The sequence below is a fragment of the Amycolatopsis sp. A1MSW2902 genome (assembly GCF_017312175.1).
Taxonomy (GTDB): Bacteria; Actinomycetota; Actinomycetes; order Mycobacteriales; family Pseudonocardiaceae; genus Amycolatopsis; species Amycolatopsis nivea.
This window is the reverse complement of the sequence record NZ_QJPO01000001.1, coordinates 125,905-144,789: the sequence shown is the minus strand read 5'-3', so window position 1 is coordinate 144,789 and position 18,885 is coordinate 125,905. Positions and strand designations below refer to the sequence as shown.

The following is an 18,885-nucleotide window of genomic DNA, read 5'->3' as shown; positions in this document are numbered from 1 at the left end:
CACACCGTCACGGATTCATCGCCAGCACCAGGAATCCCGCCAGCAACACCAGATGCACCCCGCCCTGAAGCCGCGTAGCCCGCCCCGGCACCACCGTCAGCACACTGACCACCACCGTGAGCGCCAGCAGCACGATGTGCGTCGGCCCGAGACCGAGCAGCAGCGGGCCCTTTAGCCACACCGACGCGAGCGCGATGACCGGAATCGTCAGGCCGATGCTGGCGATCGCGGAGCCGTACGCGAGGTTGAGGCTGATCTGCATCCGGTCGCGCCGTGCCGCGCGGACCGCCGCGAGCGTTTCCGGGGCCAGGATCAGCAGGGCGATCACCACGCCCACGAAGGACTGCGGAAGCCCGGCCGCGCGCACGCCGGCCTCGATCGCCGGGGACTCGACCTTCGCCAGACCGACCACGGTGACCAGCGCGATCAGCAGCAGAACGAGGCTTACCAAGGTCTTCTGGGCGCTCGGCGGTTCCGCGTGCTCCTCCTCGCGGGTCTCGCCGTCGTGGTCGACGGGAAGGAAGAAATCGCGGTGGCGGACGGTCTGCGTCATCACGAAAGTGGCGTAGAGAACCAAGGACGCACCGGCCGCGAAAGCCAGCTGCGGCCCGGAAAACGCCGGTCCGGGCGTGCTCGCGGTGAAGGTCGGCAGGACGAGGCTCAGCGTCGCGAGCGTGCCGACCGTCGCCAGGGCCGCGCCGCTGCCTTCGGGGTGGAAGCGCGTTTCCCCGTACCGGCGCGCACCCACGAGGAGCGACAGCCCGACGATGCCGTTGGTGGTGATCATCACCGCGGCGAACACCGTGTCGCGCGCCAGGGTTTCGGCCTTGTCGCCGCCGGAAGCCATCATCGTGACGATCAGCGCGACTTCGATCACCGTCACCGCGACCGCGAGCACCAGCGAGCCGTACGGTTCGCCGACTCGGTGCGCGACGACCTCGGCGTGGTGGACCGCGGCGAGAACCGTGCCCGCCAGCGCGATCGCCACCAGCGCGACCGGCACCGGGCCCAGCGTGCGACCCCAGGTGAGCGCCAGCAGGACCAGGGCGAGCAACGGCAGCAAAGTGGTCCAGGACAACAGATAACCGCGGACGCTCGCCATGCGCTCACCCTGGCACAGCGGACCCCCGGTCGCCTGGCATCCCGTCCGCGCGGGGGAGTGTCGCGTCCGAAATGGACACTGCCCGTCGCCCGGCCGGGTGCGAAATTCACTCGTTCGGCGTAGCGAATGCAGGGTTCCGCAGGTCGGCGGCGGGGTACGCCCGGCGGACAGGGGTGGTCGGCGCGGAAAGGAGCCGAGGATGACCCGGGAAATGAAGATGGCCGACCGCGCGATGCCGGCAGGCGGCGACGGCGCGGAGTATTCCTTCTGGCGCGAGCACACGCACATCAACCTCAGTCCGGTGGCCGCACCGTCGATCCTGGGACTCGCCGGGTTCGCGGTGTCCACGTTCATGGTGGCGGCCAACATGGCCGGCTGGTTCGGCGACAGCACGACGACGCCCCTGCTGCTCGCCCCCTTCGCGTTCGCCTTCGGCGGCGTCGCGCAGTTCCTCGCCGGGATGTGGTCCTACCGGGCCCGGGACGCGCTCGCCACGGTGATCCACGGAGCGTGGGGCGCGTTCTGGATCGGCTTCGGCGTCTACCAGCTGTTCGTCGGCCTCGGCGGGCTGCCGTCGACGGCGGCGAGCCCGGTCGCGGCGGCCGCGATCGGCTTCTGGTTCATCGGGCTCGCGGCGATCACCTGGACCGGCGCGCTCGCCGCGCTGGCGGAAAGCCTCGTGCTCTGCGCGCTGCTCGCGGTCCTCGCCGCCGCGTCGACGCTGCTGGCGATCGGCCTGATCGGCGACGTCGGCGTCGTGCGCACCATCGCCGCCTACTTCCTGCTCGTGTCCGCGGTGCTGGCCTGGTACGCGTGCAGCGCGATGGTCCTCGAAGCGGCGCACCACCGGGTGGTCCTGCCGATGGGCCTGCGCGTCCCGCGCCCCGCCCGGACCACGACAGTGCCGTTGCACCAGGCGATCCAGTTCGATCACGGCGAACCGGGAATCAAGGCCGGGCAGTAGCCCCGGCGAGGAGGTGACCACCGGATGAAGATGAGCATGGCGCTCACCGCGTTCACGCCGCGGGACCGGAAGCTGCGGGAAAGCAGGCTGCCGCTCACCGCCGAGTTCCTGGCCGGGGCGTGGCTGGTGTTCGCGGCGTTCGCGTACAGCTACTCGTTCACGCTGTCCGCGACGGCCGGGTTCTGGAACAGCCTCGCGTGCGGGATCGCCGTGGCGGCGGTCGCGCTGGTCCGGTTCGGCCTGCCGGAACGCGCGCGCTGGCTGGGACTGGTCAACGTCGCGATCGGGTTCTGGCTCATCGCCGCGCCGTTCGCGTTCGGCTACCCGGTCGACGGGCACCGCGACGCGATCCGCACGAATTCGCTGATCGTCGGCGTGCTGCTGGCGATCTTCTCGGTGATCTCGGTGACTGTCGCCTATCGCAGGCACAGCGGCGAGTTCCGGGAGTGAGGAGGGTGTACTGGCCGGTGCTGGCGGTGCTCGCGATCGGCGTGCTCGCTTTGGGCAGCGCGGGATTGCGTGCGCGCAAGGCGACGCCGCCGGCCCGGAAAGAGGCGCTCGTCGGGGCCTGGCTGGTGGCCGCGTCGGGCGTGGTGTGGTGGGCGTCCGCGCCCGCCGCCGGAGCGGTGCTGCTGGTGGTCGGCGCGGCCGTCGTGTTCGGCGCGGCGCTGACGAACGGGCAGCTGCCGTATCACCGGGACAGCTGACACAAGCCGGGGTTTGCCGCGGGTCCCGGCCGGTTACCCGCCCCGGGTGAGGCCGGGCGGCCGCGGGCTGCCCGGCGATCGTCGGGTGCGCGGGAGGTCGGTCATGACACAGCTGAAGCCCCGGCCAGTGGTGATCGCCGCCGCGCCGCGCCGGGGCAAGAAGGGCTCGGTGCTGCTGGGCATCCTGCGCACCACCGACCACAAGCAGATCGGGCTGCTCTACCTCGGCACGTCGTTCGCGTTCTTCCTGGTCGGCGGCGCGATGGCGCTGCTGATGCGCGGCGAACTCGCCCAGCCGGGGCTGCAATTCCTGTCGCAGGAGCAGTACAACCAGCTGTTCACCATGCACGGCACGATCATGCTGCTGCTGTACGCGACGCCGAATGTGTTCGGTTTCGCCAATTTCGTGCTGCCGCTGCAGATCGGCTCTCCGGATGTCGCGTTTCCGCGATTGAACGCGTTTTCCTACTGGTTGTACCTTTTCGGCGGATTGATCGTGCTGAGCGCGTTCCTCACGCCGGCCGGCGCGCCGGACTTCGGCTGGACCGCTTACACGCCGCTGTCCGACGCCGTCCACAGTCCCGGTGTCGGCGGCGACCTGTGGATCATGGGCCTGATCGTATCCGGTCTGGGAACCATTCTCGGCGCGGTCAACATGACCACCACGATCCTGTGCCTGCGGGCTCCGGGAATGACGATGTTCCGGATGCCGCTTTTCACCTGGAACATTTTCTTCACCGCGATTCTCGTGCTGATCGCGTTCCCGATCCTCACCGCCGCGCTGTTCGCGCTGGAGGCGGACCGAAGGCTAGGCGCGCACGTGTTCGATCCGGCGAACGGCGGGGCGATCCTCTGGCAGCACCTGTTCTGGTTCTTCGGCCATCCCGAGGTGTACATCGTCGCGCTGCCGTATTTCGGGATCGTCACCGAGATCATCCCGGTGTTCAGCCGGAAACCGCTCTACGGCTACCGGCTGATGGTGTTCGCGACGGTCGGCATCACCGGGCTTTCCGCGACGGTGTGGGCGCACCACATGTTCGCCACCGGCGCGGTGCTGCTGCCGTTCTTCTCGATCATGACCTTCCTGATCGCGGTGCCGACCGGGCTGAAGTTTTTCAACTGGATCGGCACGATGTGGAAGGGGACGCTGTCGTTCGAATCGCCGATGCTGTGGTCGGTCGGATTCCTCGTCACGTTCCTGCTCGGCGGCCTGACCGGGGTCCTGCTGGCCGCGCCCGCGCTGGACTTCCACATCACCGACACCTATTTCGTCGTCGCGCACTTCCACTACGTGCTGTTCGGCACGATCGTGTTCGCCACGTTCGCCGGGATCTACTTCTGGTTCCCGAAGATGACCGGACGGATGCTCGACGAATCGCTCGCCAAATGGCACTTCTGGACCACGTTCATCGGCTTCCACACGACGTTCCTGGTGCAGCACTGGCTCGGCGCGGAAGGAATGCCGCGGCGGTACGCGGACTACCTCCGCAGCGACGGGTTCACCGTGCTGAACACCATTTCTACCATCGGCGCGTTCATTCTCGGGGCTTCGGTGCTGCCGTTCATCTGGAACGTGGTGAAGAGCTACCGCTACGGCGAGAAGGTCAACGTGGACGACCCGTGGGGCTTCGGCAATTCGCTGGAATGGGCCACGTCGAGCCCGCCGCCGCGGCACAATTTCACCGAACTGCCGCGGATCCGCTCCGAACGGCCCGCTTTCGAACTGCACTATCCCGACATGGTCGAGCGGATGCGGGAGGAGCAGCACATCCATTGGGGCAAGCGGGCGAAGGCGGAATCGGACGCCTGATCAGGCCAGCCACATCAGCGGACGCCCGGATCTCGGACGCGCACAAGGTACGCACCTGAGCCCGGCCGAGAGCCCTTGCGCGATCAACCCTGCTGGCGGCGGAACTCGTCCAGCACCCGGCGCTCCCGCTTCGTCGGACGGCCCGCGCCGCGCTCGCGGCGGGCGACCGGGATCGCGGCTTCCGGCGGCGGCTTCGGGGTGCGGTCGATGAGACAGGTGGCCGCGACGGCCGCGCCGACCCGTTTCTGGATCACCTGCACGACCTCGACCACGCGGGTCGTCGTCCCGATCCGGGCACGGACCTCGTCGCCGGGCACGACCGTGGTCGCGGGTTTCGCCGGGCGGTCGTTCACGCGCACGTGCCCGCCGCGGCAGGCGGCCGCGGCGTCGGCGCGCGTCTTGGTCAGCCGGACCGCCCAGAGCCAGCGGTCGATCCGCGTCGATTCCATGGGTCCATCATGGCGGGTCCCACTGCCAGCGCAGGCCGAGGATCCCCGGAGTGACCTCGGCCGACACGACGTGCGCGGGAAGGCCTTCGGTGATCGGCAGTTCGGCGACGGTCGTCTCCGGCCCGGCGGGGGAGTCGAGGCGGTAGGCGTGGCAGGCCCGCGGTTCGAAGCCGGGCGCGAAGTGCAGTTCGAGCAGGTGCTCGTGCACGGCGTTGCGGAACCGGCGTTCGTAGGACCAGTCCGGGCGGTCGTCGGTGAACTCGAACTCGTACTCGGCGATCGCGGTTTCGCCCCGATCCAGCCCGCGGCCGAGGACGAGTTCGCACACCGTGAACCCTTCTTCGGCGAGGGTTTCCGTGCGCCCTGGCGAGCAGTAGCGGGTGCGCACCAGTCGCGGCGGGCAGCCGGGGCCGACGCCGTGCGCGGTGACCAGCCGGATGTGCGTGTCGTCCTCGGTCGCGCGGAGGACCTCGCGCACTTCCAGCCGGTGCAGCCGCCGGTCCGGGCCGACGTGCACGGCCTCGTGGAGGCTGACGACCACCAGCGACGTCCGGTACGCCGTCTCGAACGAGTTCAGCACGCGCAGCACGGCGTTCCGGCGTCCCCACAGCCGTTCCCACCGCACGACCGGGACCGGCGGCGGTTCCGGATCGCGTTCGATCAGCCCGGTCAGCGAGCCAGGGGGCAGGTCGAGCACGCCCTCGAGAATCCGCACGGCGACGCGTGAACGGGCGCGGGCGGGCACGGTGCGGCCGGTCCGCCAATAGCTGAGCGTCGTGGTGCTGACCGCCGCGCCCGCCGCGGCGAGCCGGTCGCGCAGCCGGTCGAGACCGAGCCCGCTGCGGTCGATGGCCAGGGTCAGGGCACGGCTGAACGGCCCGTCCGCCAGCGCGTCGGCGAGCCGGTCCGGCTGGGTGCCGGGACCTGTCGAGAACACCTGCGTCCTCCTCGGGTCGTCCCCACCCATTCGCGTCCGGAACGAGCGGCGGCGCAACCCGTCGAAGGTCGGGTCTTGGCCGGTCAGCGCGGTTCCTCGACGAACGGCTCGCACAGTTCGACGACCCATTCGCTCTCGTCGCCGGAAGTGTGGAGGTAGACCTCGCGGGGGAAGCCGTCCGCGCGGAACCCGTGCTCGTCGGTCCACCGGGCGAGCCGCTGGTAGCCGTCGAGGAATCCGCTCGCCGGCCCACGGTGGACCAGCGTCGCGGCGCGGGCGGCGGGCAGTTCGGCTGCATCGAGGCCGTTCGGCCGGGCGACGGCTCCGGACACCGGGATCGCCGCGTGCACGACGACGGGGTCGTCTTCGCCCGCTGGCTTTTCGTAGTAGCAGGTCAACGGTCCGGCCGGGACGGCGTCGGATCCTTCGAGGCGGCGGCCGAGTTCCGCGCACAGCGGGCGCAGGACCGGGCTGATCGCCTCGGGGGAGAAGCTTTCGACGGTCGCGGTGAGCCGCACGACGCGCGCGGCGGGGAGGTCCTTGACGATGATTTCGGTGTCCGGCATGGCGTGCTCGCTTTCCAGCGTGCGGAGTCTCGCTCGACCTCGGCCAGCCGGAGCCGGTCGGCGGCGACGCGTTCGGCCAGCTCGGCCCGGCGCAGGGCCAGCATGCCGCGGACCTGGTCGAGCGGGATCTGCTCGTCCAGCAGCGCGGCGACCTCGCCGAGCCCGAAGCCGAGCTCCTTGAGCGCGACGATCCGGTTCAGCGCGGCCAGCTGCCCGGCGGTGTAGCGCCGGTAGCCGGTGCACGGGTCGACCTCGGCGGGCCGGAGCAGGCCGAGCGCGTCGTAGTGCCGCAGCATGCGAACCGAAACCCGGCCGTGGCGGGCGAATTCTCCGATGGTGAACATGACCTTCCCAGCACACGCTCTGACACGGTGTGAGAGTCAAGTGTCCCCGCCGGACCGGGAACGGGCCGGCCCCCTGCGCCGACCCGCCCCGGCGGCCCCCTCGTCCCCCGACGAACGAGGGGACCTCGCCGGTCCGCCGCCCTCCACAGGACGGACCGGCGCCGGTCGCGGCTCCCGCGAACGGAACAGCGCAGGTCCGCCTTCGTGACGGCAGTCGCCCGCAAAGCCACCCGATCGGGTGAGGATCCGCAGGTCCGTAGGCTGGCCGGGTGAATCGCACGGACCGGCTGTACGCACTTGTCGAGGAGCTCCGGGCGGTCGCGCCGCGCACCCGGACCGCGGCGTGGCTGGCGTCCCGGTTCGAGGTCAGCGTGCGCACGGTCGAGCGCGACCTCGGCGCGTTGCGCGAGGCAGGCGTCCCGATCTGGACCGAAACCGGCCGGACCGGCGGCTACGGGCTCGACCGCGAACGGACCCTGCCGCCGCTCACGCTCACGCCGGAGGAGGCCATCGCGATCACCGTCGCGCTGCGTTCGGCCGCCGGTTCGCCTTTCGCGGGCGCGGCGGAGTCGGCGGCGCGCAAGGTGCTCGCGCGGCTGCCTGCCGACGTCCGCGACGCCGAACAGCACCTCGCCGCGCGGCTGCACCGGGTCGGCGAGCCCGAACCGCCCGCTGTCCACAGCGGACTGATCCTGACCGCTCTCGCCGCGCGGCGCGTCCTCCGGCTGTCGTATGTGGACGCCCAAGGCCAGGAGACCGAACGCGACGTCGAGCCGCTGGGCCTGCTGTGGGGCCCGGCGGGCTGGTACGTGCTCGGCTGGTGCCGCCTGCGCGACGCGGTCCGCGGCTTCCTGCTGGACCGGATCCGCGCTCTCGCGCTGACCGGCGACCGCGTCGAGCGCCGCGAGGTCGACCTCGACGCCGAACTCGCGCGGATCTCCGCCCGCCCGCTCGGCGAGTGACCTGCGCCACGCGGCGGGAAAACACCGACAGGACGGTGTCGCCGGCGGACGCGATCGTTCTCGCATGGCAAACGACCTGAACCCCGAAGAAATCCCCGCCCTCTGGTGCCGCATGTGGAACGAGGACGCCTCGCTCGCGCACCGGCTGCTCACCGCCGACGGCCGCCAGTGGTCCGGCACCAAACCCGGCCTCGACCCGCTGGTCGGCCCGGCGGACGCCGAGGCGTTCATCGCGAAGTACCAGCGCGACGTCGGAAACGTGTTCGTCCCGCGCACTTTCGTCGTCGACGGCACCGAACGGCTCGCCTTCACCTGGGACGTCACCCGGCGCGACGGCGTGGTCATCACCGGAGCCGACCTGTGCGTGCTCACCGACGGAAAGGTCTCGCGGAACTGGACGATCCCCTCGCCGGACGGCCGGTCGGAACTGCCGGACGGGCCGGGCGAAGGCGATCTGGACCGCGAGGAATTGCGGGTGCTCGCCAAGGACGCGCACCCGTGGCACGGCGAACTGGTGCTCGACCCGGAGCGGCAGACCATCGCCGGGACCTGGTCGGACGGCTCGCGCGGCGGGATCGCGGTGCTGGTCGCGGTCGACGGCCGGGTCGACCGGGAATGGGTGGTGCCGGGGACGCGTCCGCTGCCGTGAGCGAGTCGCTGGTCCGTGCGTCAGCAGCGCGTGCGGACCAGCGGGCTCGTGCCATAGTGGACCCCGTGATCGAACTGCCCGTCCATCGGTTCCGTGCGCGCGACGGGCTCGAACTGGCCTACCGTGAGCTCGGCGAAGGTACGCCGGTCGTGTTGCTGCACGGATTCACCTCGTCCGGCGAGGCGTGGCTGCGCAGCGGGCTGGCCGAGCAGCTCGCCGAACGCGGGTTCCGCGTGCTGCTGCCGGATTTCCGCGGGCACGGCGCGAGCCCGCAGCCCGGCGATCCAGCCTGCTATCCGCCGGACGTGCTCGTCGACGACGGGCTCGCGTTCGCCGAGCAGCTCGGCCTGACCGAATACGCCCTCGGCGGGTACTCGCTCGGCGCGCGGGTCGCGCTCCGCATGGTCGTGCGGGGAGCGCGGCCGTCCCGGATACTCCTTGGCGGGCAAGGACTTGCCGCCATGCAGCGGGGCGGCGGAGGCGGTCCGCTGCACCGGGTGCTCACCGCGTTGGCCGAGGGCCGGACGGTGGAGCGGGCCGACGCCCAGACGGCGCACTGGATCGGCCGTCTCGGCGCCGACCCGCGGGCGCTGCTGCTCGTTCTCCATTCGGTCGTGCCGATGCGCGAACTCGCCGCGCTGAACATCCCCGCGCTGGTCGTGGTCGGCAGCGAGGACGAGGGGCACGCTGACGGCGAGCCGCTCGCCCGGCTGCTGACCGCGGAGTTCGCAGCGGTTCCCGGCAATCACTACGTGGCGTCCGCCGCGCCGGAGTTCACCGCCGCGGCGGTCCGGTTCTTCGCGGACGAAGGTCCACAGTAGACGGACGGTCAAGCTCCGATCCGGCGCTCGAATCCCGCCGGCACGATCAGGTCATCGCGGCTCAGGTCGTGCACGCTGCGGTGTCCCAGCGCGAGCAACGTCGAATCGATGCCGTTGCGCAGGACGTCCAGCACGTTCTCCACCCCGGCCTGTCCGCCCGCGGCGAGGCCCCACAGGTACGCGCGCCCGATCAGCACCGCGCGGGCCCCGAGCGCGAGCGCCTTCACGACATCGCTGCCGCGCCGGATTCCGCCGTCCAGCAGCACTTCCACCTCATTTCCGACCGCCTCCGCGACCGCGGGCAGCGCGCGGATGGTGGCGGGGGTGCCGTCGAGGTTGTTGCCGCCGTGGTTGGACACCGAGATCGCGCTGACCCCGGCGTCGACCGCGCGGCGGGCCTCGTCGACGCGGTACACGCCCTTGAGCAGGAACGGCCCGTCCCACTGCTTCCGCAGCCAGCTGACGTCTTCCCAGGTCGGCGGCGCGGTCTGCATCCACTGGCCGTACGCGCCGAAGAACGTGGGAATCGGCGTGCCGGGCTCGGCCATGTTCGGGACGCTGAGGTCGGGCAGCTTCTTGGTGCGGGCGTAGGTCAGCAGCCAGCGCGGATGCATCATGCCCTCGGGCGCGAAGCGGATCAGTTCGCGCAGCGTCATCTTTTCCGGGATGTGCGGGCTGCCCCAGTCGCGGCTGTGCGAGAACGACCAGTCGAGCGTGAGGATGATCCCGACCGCGCCCGCCGACCTGGCCCGGTCGAGCCGGCGGAGGATGTCGTCGCGGCTGCCGGTCCAGTAGACCTGGAAGTAGGTGTTCGGGTTGACGGCCACCACTTCCTCGACGGGCTTGCTCGCGAACGACGACAGCCCCATCGACGTCCCGCGCGCCGCCGCGGCGCGAGCCACTGCGACCTCGCCGTCGGGGTGCACGGCCTGCACGCCGGTCGGCGAGATCAGCACCGGCAGCGCGACGTCGCGGCCGAGGACGTTCGTGCTCAGATCGCGTTCGCCGGGCAGCCCGGCGGTGCGCGGGGCGAAGCGCAGTTCGTCGTACGCGGCGAGATTGTCTTGCAGCGTCAGCCCTTTTTCCGAACCGGCGATCAGTGCCGAGTAGACGGACGCGGGCAGGCGCTTCTTCGCCCGCCGCTGTGCTTCGGCGACGGATTCGAACCAGGTGGTGCTCATCGTTTTCCCTTCGGGTCGACGCGCAGAGGGCGCCAGGTGACACGCGGCCGCAGCGGGACCGCGGTGCGGTGGTTGAGGCAGCCCGCCCACACCCCGGCGCCGTACGCGAGGTCGTCGGCGATCGCGCCGGTGGTGTAGCGGAGTGGGTCGAGACTGGGGCGGTGCCGGAGCCAGGCGGTCAGCGGCGGTCCGGCGAGCAGGGACGCGACCGCGGCCCGGCGCCCCCAGCGTTTCCGCCCGCCGGGCAGCAGGAGCGCGGCGAGCAGGGGAGCGGCGAATTGCGTGCTGTAGCGGCCGAATCCGAGCCAGGTTTGGCCGACGGCGGTGGCCATCGTCTGGGCGACGCCGTGGGTTGGCACGTCGCTTTTGCGCAGTACGCGGGTCATGGTCAGCACCGCGCCCGCGAACGCGGCGGCGGTCGGAAGCGGACGGCGGGCGAGGAGAGCGGCGACGGTCAGCGTCGGCCAGGGGTGCAGGACGAGCGGAGCCATCGCGGCCGGGCGGCGGAGGGCCAGGGGTGCAGCGGAAGTCCCGTAGCTGGCGCGGCGGCTGAGCAACGCGCGCCAGGTCGTGGGTTCGTGGTGGTCGACGTGCGCGGACGGGTCGTAGCGGATCCGGAAACCGGCGTCGTGGAGCCGCCAGCCGAGGTCGACGTCCTCGCCGACGCGCATTGCCGGGTCGAAGACCGCGCCGTCGCGGGCGACGGATTCCAGTGCTGTCCGGCGGACTAGGAGAGCGGCAGTGGGCACATAGGACAGTCGGGTGCCGGGCGCGACGCGGGCGGCGGCGGTGCCGAGGTCGAGGCTGCTGGCGGCGCGGGTGTAGCGGCCGGCCCAGGTATCGGGGGCCAGGGGACGGACGCGTGGGGCGACGGCGGCGACGAGCGGGTCGGCGAAATGCCCGGCCAGGCGGTCGATCCAGTCCGGCGACGGGACGCAATCGCTGTCCAGGAAGGCGATCAGGTCGGTGGAAACGTGCTCCAGCGCGGTGTTTCGGGCCGCGCCCGGGCCGCCGTTGACGTCGCGGCGGACGAGTTTCGCGCCGTGCGCGGAGGCTGCGGCGGCGATGGCGGCGGGGTCGGCGGATCCGTCGTCGACGACCAGCGCGGGGTATCGGCCGTCGAGCGCGGCGAGGCAGCGGCCGAGCAGCTCGGCGCGGTCGCGGACTGGGATGACGACGGTCGCGTCGGCGGTTTTGGCTGGTGGCAACGGGTGCGCGAAACCGGCGTCGGTGAGCAGCCGGGCGAGGACGCCTTCTGCCGAGGTCTCGACCGGGTTGTCCGCCAGGCGTTCCCACGCCGTCCGCCCGGCTTTCGTGAGGCGCAGAACGCGGGCGGGGGAGCCGCCGAAGAGGAGGCCGTCGGAGAGTTGTTTGACGCTCGGGTCCATCGCGAGGCGGAATCCGGCGGGCAGCGGGGTGGTCACAGCGCCAGCCCTCCGTCCACCGGGATGACCGCGCCGGTCGTCGCGCTGCTTTCCGGGCTGGCGAGGAACGCCAGGACGGCGGCGACCTCGGCGGGATCGAGCAATCGCTGCACAGGTTGTTGCGCGGCAAAGCTTTGTGCCGAAGGAAGGTCGTATAGACGGGCGCTCTCGGCGAGGATCGGCGTGTCGGTCGAGCCGGGGCTGACCGCGTTCGCGGTGACGCCGGAGTCGCCCAGTTCCGTGCCCAGCGCGCGAATCAGCCCGGCGACTCCGGCTTTCGCGGCGCAGTACGCGGCGAGCATCGGCAACCCGCGCGTGGCGGCGGCGGACGCGACAGCCAGGAACCGTCCGGAGCGGGGTTTCGGACGGCGCAGCAACGCGGGAATCGCGACGTGCGCAAGGTTGAGGACACCGCGGAGGTTGACGTTCAGGACAGCTTCTTCCTGCTCCGGCGGCATTTCCCACAGCGGTACTCCGCCTGCGATAACCCCGGCGGCCGCGACGGCCGCGTCGAGGCCGCCCCAGCGTTGTTCCGCTTCCGCGACCGCTGCGGCCAGTTGGGTGCGGTCGCGGACGTCTGCGCGAAATTCCTCGGCGATGGCACCGGTTTCCCGGATCTTAGCGACCACTGTGGACAGTTCTTCGCCGGTTCCCATGGGGTAGGGGAGAGCTGGGTCGTTTTCGGCGATGTCGACCGCGAGCACGGCCCAGCCTTGTTCAGCCAGCTTTGTCGCGGTAGCTGCGCCGATGCCGCGCGCGGCGCCGGTTACGAGGGCGGCTTTCATGGCGTGCCTACCGAGGTCCAGTCGCGCACGTGCGCTCGCAACTGCGCGGTCAGGCTGTCGAGGAGATCCCTGCCTTCGTCTGCTGTCGCGCCGGTGGGATCGCCGAGAATTCCGGTGTCAGTCACCGCTTTGACACCGCCTTTGCGTAGTGCGGGGAGCAACTGGCTCAATGGACGGTCGTCTCCCGGCACGGCTTTGTCCATCTGCACCTTGTCCGGCCGAAGGTTCAGCTGCAGAGCGGTTTCCGGCCGTCCGGCGTGCGGATCTCCTTGCCAGCGCGGCTCGAACACCGAGACGTCCCGCGATTCGGCCCGCAAAGTCGCGACCGCACGGGTCACCGAAGCGGCGTTTCCGCCATGTGCGGACACGAAAAGCAGCCGCCGGAAGGTTTCGGAGGCCGACCGGCCCAGTTCCACGAGCAGAAGTTCCGTGGCCGCCTGGCCGATCGACAGCGTCCCGGCGAAGCCCGCGTGTTCGCCGCTCGACCCGTACGGCACGGCCGGCGCGACCAGTACGTCCGGTCGCTCCGCGGCGAGCCGGTCGCACAACGCCGTCGCGATGTCGGTGTCCGTGCTCAACGGCAGATGCGGGCCGTGCTGCTCGGTGGCCCCGAGCGGCACGGCGAGGATCGCGCCGGACGCCGCGTGTTCCGCGACGTCCGGCGACGACAGATCGGCCAGGCGCATTTCAGCGGCCCGATGCCGGGGCGAAGCCGGCGAGCGGGTTTTCGTCGCAGGCCCGGTCCGGCGGACGGCGTATGCCGATGGTCACCGGCACCGGTTCGCGCTTGCGGGTGCGGTGCGAGTGGTCCAGCGACGGTTTCGGCACGCTGCCCGCGGCGACCCCGGCCAGCGCGCGTTCGCCGTGGCCGCGCACGCATTCCGGGTCCGGGCCGTCGAGCGGCAGCCCGGTGAAGAACTTCGCCGCCATGCACCCGCCGCGGCAGGCGTCGAAGGCCGAACACGACGTGCAGGCCCCGCCGCTCTGCGGGCTGCGCAGTTCGGCGAACAGCTCGGATTCCCGCCAGACGCTGGTGAATCCGCCTTCGTCGCGGGTGTTTCCGGCGAGGAAGGTGTCGTGGATGGCGAACGGGCACGCGTAGACGTCGCCGACCGGGTCGATCAGGCACACCACCCGGCCCGCGCCGCACAGGTTCAGCCCGGGCAGGCCGCCGTCGCCGTAGCCCGCGAGGTGGAAGAACGAGTCGCCGGTGAGCACGTTTTCGCCGTGTTTCACCAGCCACTCGTACAGCTCCCGCTGCTGGGCGGCGGTGGGGTGCAGCTCGTCCCAGACGTCCGCGCCGCGGCCGGACGGGCGGAGCCGGGTGAGCCGCAGCTGGGCGCCGTAGCGGTCGGCAATGGCTTTGAAGTCGTCGAGCTGTCCCGCATTCTGCCGGGTCACCACGACAGAAATCTTGAAGTTCCCGAACCCGGCCGCGGCGAGGTTCTCCATCGCCCGGATCGCGGTGCGGTAGGAGCCGGGGCCGCGGACGTGGTCGTTGACCTCCTCGGTGGCGCCGTCGAGCGAGATCTGGACGTCGACGTAGTCGCTGCCGGCGAGCCGTTTCGCGACGTCCTCGGTGATCTTGATGCCGTTGGTGGAGAACTTGACCCCGACGTGGTGCTCGGTCGCGTAGTCGACCAGCTCCCAGAAATCGGGCCGGACGGTCGGTTCGCCGCCGCCGATGTTCACGTAGAACACCTGCATGCGCTCGAACTCGTCGATCAGCGCCTTGCACTCCTCAGTGCTCAGCTCGCGCGGGTCGCGGCGGCCGGACGAGGAAAGGCAGTGCACGCAGGACAGGTTGCAGGCGTAGGTGAGCTCCCAGGTCAGGCAGATCGGCGCGTCGAGCCCGAACTGGAATTCGTCGACAAGCGGCATCACACGCTCCTCGGATGGATCATGTCCGACGCCGCGAGTGCGGCGAGGGCGGCGCGGTAGCGGGGCAGTTCCGCCTGCGCGACCCCGGCCTGCGCGCACGCGGCGCGGGCGGAGGGGTGGTCGGTCAGCGCCTGCACCGCGGCGAGCATGGTGCGGCTCTTGAGAAAGGACAGCCGGCGGGTGCCGAAGTGGTACAGCAGCGCGCCGAACCGCTCCGGCCGGATGGAGACCCGGCTGTCCAGTTCCCAAGCACCGTCCAGATCGAACGCCGCGGCGCTGCGATCAGTAGACACCGCACATTCCGTCGATGGAGACCTCCTCGACGAGCAATTCGTCGGCTACGACCTCTTCGGCCTTCGTCTCGGCGGCGGTTGTCGTCTCGCTCATCGTGACTCCCTTGTCTCGTGGCGGCGATATTTGACACTTCGTGTCGAATGTAAGGACGACAATACTGTCACCGAGTGCCAGAAGCAATGCCTCGCCGGTGCGAGGCACCTGAACGGGCGTTCGCCGCGGCCGGGAACCGACTGCCCCGCCGGTCCGACTCCTCAGGAGGCGGACCACGCGAAGGGAGCAGGATGGCCATCGGCATCGACGAGGAACCGGCACGGGTTGCGGGGTGGGCGGCGATCCGGCCGTTAGTGCTGCGGTTGCACTTCTACGCCGGAGTGTTCGTCGGCCCGTTCCTCCTGGTCGCTGCGTTGACCGGGATCGCGTACGTGTGGACGCCGCAGCTGGAGCAGGCTGTCTACGCGCACGAATTGCACGTTCCGGCCGCCGCCGGGGTCGTCCCGCTGGACCAGCAGGTCCTTGTCGCGCGCGGTCAGGTCCCGGACGGGAAAGTCATCGGCGTCCGCCCGGCGCCGTCTGCGACCGACACCACCCAGGTGATCTTCGACCGTCCGGGTCTGGAGCCGAGCTATCGGTACACGGTGTTCGTCAACCCGCACGACGGCGAGGTCCGCGGCGCACTGGAGACCTACGGTTCCGGACAGGCGCTGCCAGTCCGCGGCTGGATCGACACCCTCCACCGCAACCTCCATCTAGGCGACTTCGGCCGCCTGTACAGCGAACTCGCGGCCAGCTGGCTGTGGGTGATCACCCTTCTCGGAGCGGCCTTGTGGCTCGGCCGCCGCCGGCGCTTGCGCGCGGTGCTGCTGCCGTCCGCGGGCAAACCCGGCCGGGGACGGCTGCGTTCCTGGCACGGCTCGACCGGCCTGTGGATCGCGGCCGGCTTGCTGTTCCTTTCCGCGACCGGCCTGACGTGGTCGCTGCACGCCGGCGCGAACATCACCGACCTCCGGTCCACTTTGGACTGGACGACACCGTCGGTCTCGTCGGCCGCCCCGTCGCCCGGCGACGTCGGCTGGCAGGCGGTCCGAGACGCGACCGCGCGCGCCGGATTGTCCGACCCTGTCGAGATTCGGCCGCCTTCCGACGGCGGTTACGTGGTGCAGCAGGTCGGCCGGAGCTGGCCGTCCAAACAGGACTCGATGTCGGTTGATCCCGGAACGGGGAAGATCACCGGGACGTTGAGGTTCGCTGACTACCCGCTTGCCGCGAAGCTGAGCCGGTGGGGGATCGACGCGCATATGGGGCTGTTGTTCGGGGTGGCGAACCAGGTGGTGCTGACGCTGCTCGGGGCGGCGTTGGTTTGTGTTGTCTTGTGGGGGTACCGAATGTGGTGGCTGCGGGGTCGTTCCGGGCGGTCCCGGCCTGGTGAGCGGCTCCGCGGCCGGGGAGCTTCTCGACGTCTGGTGTCGGGTGGCGGTCAGTTACCGGAGGTGCTTGCCGGTCGGGGCGCAGGGCTGCGCGACGTTGCTCCGGGTGGGTCGTTGGTGGGTGTCGAGCCGGTGGGTGGCGAGGTGTCGGCGGCGAGTGCGGCTGGTTCTGGTCGGTCGACGGATGGTGCGCGGTTGCGTGACGCTGCTCCGGGCGGGTCCTTGGTGAGCGTTGAGCCGGGGTGTGGCGAGGTTTTGGTGGGCAGTGAGGCTGATCCAGGTCGACCGACGGATCGTGTGCGGTTGCGTGACGTTGCTCCGAGTGAGTCCTTGGTGAGCATCGAATCGGTATTCGGCGAGGCGCCGATGGAGGGTGCGGCTGGTTCCGGTCGGCTGTCCTCGGATGGCGCAGGGTTGCGCGACGACGCTTCCTCGGCCCAGCCCTTAGCGGAGTCGGCGTGCCAGGCGCCGACGCGTGGGCTTCGATCCTCCGCTCGGTCGCGAGGCAGGAGCCGTTTTGGCCGCTTGCCAATGCGTGGCGCATGGCGGCGGATCCCCGGTCGAGTGCTGGCTCCGGTCCTGGTCGGACTGGCGGCGGTGGGCTGGTTCCTGCCGGTGTTCGGGGTGTCGTTGCTGGGATTCCTTGCGGTGGACTGCCTGCTCGGCCTGCGCCGGGAGGCCGTCCGATGATCGCCGAACCGGGTCTGCGGTGGATCCTGACGCTGCTGTTCGCGGCGGGCGGGGCGTTCTGCCTGTACCGATGCGCGCGGTGCCCCGGCTTCAGCGGACGAGTGGCCGACGCGGTCCATGCGGCGATGTGCGCCGGGATGGTCACGATGGCCTGGCCCGCGACGATGACGTTCGCCCGGATGCCGCAGGTCGTGCTGTTCGCGGTGGCAGCCATGTGGTTCGCGGTGAGCACGGCGCTGGGATTCGGGCACGGACGCCTGCCCGGAGCACACCACGCGCTGATGATGGCCGGGATGGCGTGGATGGCGTTCGTGATGCCGTCGGCGATGGCGGGAATGACGATGTCCGCGACCGCGATGGGCGGCGAGCACGCCGGAATGGACATGGGCGACGCTGGCATGACCATGACCGGGCACGCGCCTGCGCATGTCGTGGTGGTCGCGGTTGTGCTCGCGGTGGTCTTCCTGGTGGCGGGGATCGCGTGGCTGGCCCGGGCGATCGATCACGCCCGGACGGTCGCCCGCCCCGGACGGCGGGAGATCGGGCTCGCGATGGAAGGCGTGATGAGCTTGGGGATGGCGGTGATGGCGGTTGCGATGATCTGAGCCCTGCGGAGTGGTTCGGATGCGCCGCCTTCTGAGATTGAGGTGGGTTTCGGGCCGCGTCTCGCAGCCGGGGCCTTTGTTATGGCTGCACAGCCAGAACTCGCTGAGCCTGTCGTCGAGCGAGCTGTGTTTCGCGAGGCGGGCTTCGCGGATTTGGCTCGAGGGGCTGGTTCTGGGCGGGTGGGACAGATTCCGCGGTGTCCGTTATCGGGCTGAGCGGATGAGTCCTCGCGGGACTGGTGTTAGCCACGAGGGCGGTTGCCCCCGCGGTCCGGTCTGCGAGCGGAGAACTTCGCGGGTTCGATTTGGGCTTCGTGAACGGTCTCGCCAAAGACCGCTTTCGGGCAGCTCAAGGCTGGGCCTCGCGCTGCGCCAGAGGCTCCAGTCTGCGCCTGTCTCTCCGGGTTGCGTTTCGCTTCGATTGTTGCCCCAGCGATTGGGCGGCGGATTCCGTGCTCGCACCGCGGGTTCCGGCTGGGTGAGCTGTCCAGCCGGAACCCCGGGCGGGCGTCAGGCGGCGCGGTGCCGTCCGGTCGGGCGTTGGGAGTCGCGACCTCGCTTCGGATGCGGGCGGACCAGGGCGAGCGCACCGTGGGTCGGCACGGTGGTGTGGTCCGGGTCGTCGGCGGTGTCGGCGAGGTCGGGGCCGGGCTGGTGCCGGAGGCGGTGCTGCCGGTGGACGGCGTAGAGCAAGGCCAGCCCGACGACGAGGAAGACGTGCGACAGCACCCGCGCGACGGTCACCCGGTCGCCGATCAGGTCGCTGGTCGTGAGCACTGCGAGGACGATCACGAACCCGGTGATCATCGGCAGCTGCCCGGCCGCCGCGCGGGTGCGCAGGGCGGCCCACAGCAGTCCGACGCCGACCGCGAGGTTCCAGGCCGCGCTTTCGTTGATGAGGTGGCCTTCCATGAAACCGCCGCCGCCGTGGACGTTGTCCATGCCGAGCAGTTGCGCGAACGCCAGCCCGCACTGGACCAGGCCGACCAGTCCCAGCGCGACCCGCAGCCCCCATTTTTCCCGCGGCGGGGCCGGGGTTTCGGCGAGGATCCGGCCGGTGAGGTCGGGCACCTCGGGCGCGCTGCGGACCAGCAGGGCACGGCGCAGCGTCGCGCTCCGCTCGTACCAGCTCCGGCACGCCGCGCAGGTCTCGAGATGCTGGTCGACCTGCGGTTCGGGCAGCGGGCCCGCTTCGCCGTCGAGTCGCGCGGACAGCGCTTCGCGGAAGATTTCACAGCTCACGTCTGTCATAGTCGCTCGGATCCGCGTCCCGGTTCCCGGCGGGTT

At 70.7% G+C, this 18,885-nt stretch carries 21 protein-coding genes and 1 pseudogene; 9 read left to right on the top strand and 13 right to left on the bottom strand.

What is annotated here, in order from left to right; all coding sequences use genetic code 11:
• Positions 1-7: 7 nt before the first annotated feature.
• Positions 8-1,102: a calcium:proton antiporter gene (locus tag DMP23_RS00745; protein ID WP_037819523.1), complete on the bottom strand. Its 1,095-nt coding sequence runs from the start codon at positions 1,100-1,102 to the stop codon at positions 8-10.
• 199 nt (positions 1,103-1,301) lie between these two features.
• On the opposite strand from DMP23_RS00745, the gene DMP23_RS00740 reads away from it, so the two are divergent.
• The 4 genes from DMP23_RS00740 to ctaD all read left to right on the top strand — a co-directional run bounded on the left by DMP23_RS00740 (position 1,302) and on the right by ctaD (position 4,583).
• Positions 1,302-2,066 carry an acetate uptake transporter family protein gene (locus DMP23_RS00740; RefSeq protein ID WP_037819524.1) on the top strand — a complete coding sequence of 255 codons (765 nt, stop codon included), beginning with the start codon at positions 1,302-1,304 and terminating at the stop codon, positions 2,064-2,066.
• A 24-nt stretch (positions 2,067-2,090) separates the two neighbouring features.
• The gene (locus tag DMP23_RS00735; RefSeq protein ID WP_051172342.1) at positions 2,091-2,516 is read left to right on the top strand and encodes an SPW repeat domain-containing protein; all 426 of its coding nucleotides are present in this window, start codon (positions 2,091-2,093) and stop codon (positions 2,514-2,516) included.
• A gap of 5 nt (positions 2,517-2,521) precedes the next feature.
• Positions 2,522-2,773 carry a hypothetical protein gene (locus tag DMP23_RS00730; RefSeq protein WP_037819525.1) on the top strand — a complete coding sequence of 84 codons (252 nt, stop codon included), beginning with the start codon at positions 2,522-2,524 and terminating at the stop codon, positions 2,771-2,773.
• Positions 2,774-2,876: 103 nt separating this feature from the next.
• On the top strand, positions 2,877-4,583 hold the full coding sequence (gene ctaD / locus DMP23_RS00725) for an aa3-type cytochrome oxidase subunit I (RefSeq protein WP_043833386.1): 1,707 nt from the start codon (positions 2,877-2,879) through the stop codon (positions 4,581-4,583).
• 83 nt (positions 4,584-4,666) lie between these two features.
• Here ctaD and DMP23_RS00720 read toward each other — a convergent pair whose 3' ends face one another.
• From DMP23_RS00720 to DMP23_RS00705, 4 genes and pseudogenes are all read right to left on the bottom strand, one after another.
• A complete protein-coding gene (locus DMP23_RS00720) occupies positions 4,667-5,032 on the bottom strand; it encodes an RNA-binding S4 domain-containing protein (RefSeq protein WP_199818137.1) in 366 nt (121 codons plus the stop codon).
• 7 nt (positions 5,033-5,039) lie between these two features.
• Entirely contained in the window at positions 5,040-5,969 is a 930-nt protein-coding gene (locus DMP23_RS00715) for a hypothetical protein (protein WP_337819812.1), read from the bottom strand.
• 83 nt (positions 5,970-6,052) lie between these two features.
• A complete protein-coding gene (locus DMP23_RS00710) occupies positions 6,053-6,535 on the bottom strand; it encodes a GyrI-like domain-containing protein (RefSeq protein ID WP_337819811.1) in 483 nt (160 codons plus the stop codon).
• A gap of 191 nt (positions 6,536-6,726) precedes the next feature.
• Positions 6,727-6,831, bottom strand: a pseudogene (locus DMP23_RS00705) (MerR family transcriptional regulator); the annotation flags it as partial.
• Between the two features lie 317 nt (positions 6,832-7,148).
• Between DMP23_RS00705 and DMP23_RS00700 the strand changes: the two are divergent.
• From DMP23_RS00700 to DMP23_RS00690, 3 genes are all read left to right on the top strand, one after another.
• Positions 7,149-7,841 (top strand): helix-turn-helix transcriptional regulator, encoded by a 693-nt coding sequence (locus tag DMP23_RS00700; protein WP_337819810.1) that lies wholly within the window; start codon positions 7,149-7,151, stop codon positions 7,839-7,841.
• A gap of 64 nt (positions 7,842-7,905) precedes the next feature.
• Complete coding sequence (locus DMP23_RS00695; RefSeq protein WP_134666554.1) at positions 7,906-8,490, top strand: nuclear transport factor 2 family protein; 585 nt, start codon at positions 7,906-7,908, stop codon at positions 8,488-8,490.
• 65 nt (positions 8,491-8,555) lie between these two features.
• A complete protein-coding gene (locus DMP23_RS00690) occupies positions 8,556-9,311 on the top strand; it encodes an alpha/beta fold hydrolase (RefSeq protein ID WP_337819809.1) in 756 nt (251 codons plus the stop codon).
• A gap of 8 nt (positions 9,312-9,319) precedes the next feature.
• Here DMP23_RS00690 and mftD read toward each other — a convergent pair whose 3' ends face one another.
• From mftD to mftA, 7 genes are read right to left on the bottom strand one after another with little or no spacing between them, the layout of a single operon-like run.
• Entirely contained in the window at positions 9,320-10,492 is a 1,173-nt protein-coding gene (mftD, locus tag DMP23_RS00685) for a pre-mycofactocin synthase MftD (RefSeq protein WP_337819808.1), read from the bottom strand.
• Entirely contained in the window at positions 10,489-11,916 is a 1,428-nt protein-coding gene (mftF, locus tag DMP23_RS00680) for a mycofactocin biosynthesis glycosyltransferase MftF (RefSeq protein ID WP_337819807.1), read from the bottom strand. Before mftF ends, mftD begins: the two co-directional genes overlap by 4 nt.
• On the bottom strand, positions 11,913-12,701 hold the full coding sequence (locus tag DMP23_RS00675; protein WP_337819806.1) for a mycofactocin-coupled SDR family oxidoreductase: 789 nt from the start codon (positions 12,699-12,701) through the stop codon (positions 11,913-11,915). The genes mftF and DMP23_RS00675 overlap by 4 nt, the downstream gene beginning before the upstream one ends.
• A complete protein-coding gene (gene mftE, locus DMP23_RS00670) occupies positions 12,698-13,387 on the bottom strand; it encodes a mycofactocin biosynthesis peptidyl-dipeptidase MftE (protein ID WP_337819805.1) in 690 nt (229 codons plus the stop codon). The genes DMP23_RS00675 and mftE overlap by 4 nt, the downstream gene beginning before the upstream one ends.
• Position 13,388: 1 nt before the next feature.
• Positions 13,389-14,582 carry a mycofactocin radical SAM maturase gene (gene mftC, locus DMP23_RS00665; protein WP_337819804.1) on the bottom strand — a complete coding sequence of 398 codons (1,194 nt, stop codon included), beginning with the start codon at positions 14,580-14,582 and terminating at the stop codon, positions 13,389-13,391.
• Positions 14,582-14,875 carry a mycofactocin biosynthesis chaperone MftB gene (mftB, locus tag DMP23_RS00660; RefSeq protein ID WP_043833371.1) on the bottom strand — a complete coding sequence of 98 codons (294 nt, stop codon included), beginning with the start codon at positions 14,873-14,875 and terminating at the stop codon, positions 14,582-14,584. Before mftB ends, mftC begins: the two co-directional genes overlap by 1 nt.
• A complete protein-coding gene (gene mftA / locus DMP23_RS00655; protein WP_037819541.1) occupies positions 14,865-14,969 on the bottom strand; it encodes a mycofactocin precursor MftA in 105 nt (34 codons plus the stop codon). Before mftA ends, mftB begins: the two co-directional genes overlap by 11 nt.
• A 191-nt stretch (positions 14,970-15,160) precedes the next feature.
• Between mftA and DMP23_RS00650 the strand changes: the two genes are divergently transcribed.
• Positions 15,161-16,993, top strand: a complete 1,833-nt coding sequence (locus tag DMP23_RS00650) for a PepSY-associated TM helix domain-containing protein (RefSeq protein WP_337819803.1) — start codon at positions 15,161-15,163, stop codon at positions 16,991-16,993.
• Positions 16,990-17,598, top strand: coding sequence for a DUF5134 domain-containing protein (locus tag DMP23_RS00645; protein WP_337819802.1), 609 nt, complete (start codon positions 16,990-16,992; stop codon positions 17,596-17,598). The genes DMP23_RS00650 and DMP23_RS00645 overlap by 4 nt, the downstream gene beginning before the upstream one ends.
• Before the next feature lie 510 nt (positions 17,599-18,108).
• On the opposite strand, the gene DMP23_RS00640 is transcribed toward DMP23_RS00645, so the two are convergent.
• Positions 18,109-18,849, bottom strand: a complete 741-nt coding sequence (locus DMP23_RS00640; RefSeq protein WP_337819801.1) for a zf-HC2 domain-containing protein — start codon at positions 18,847-18,849, stop codon at positions 18,109-18,111.
• Between the last annotated feature and the right edge of the window lie 36 nt (positions 18,850-18,885).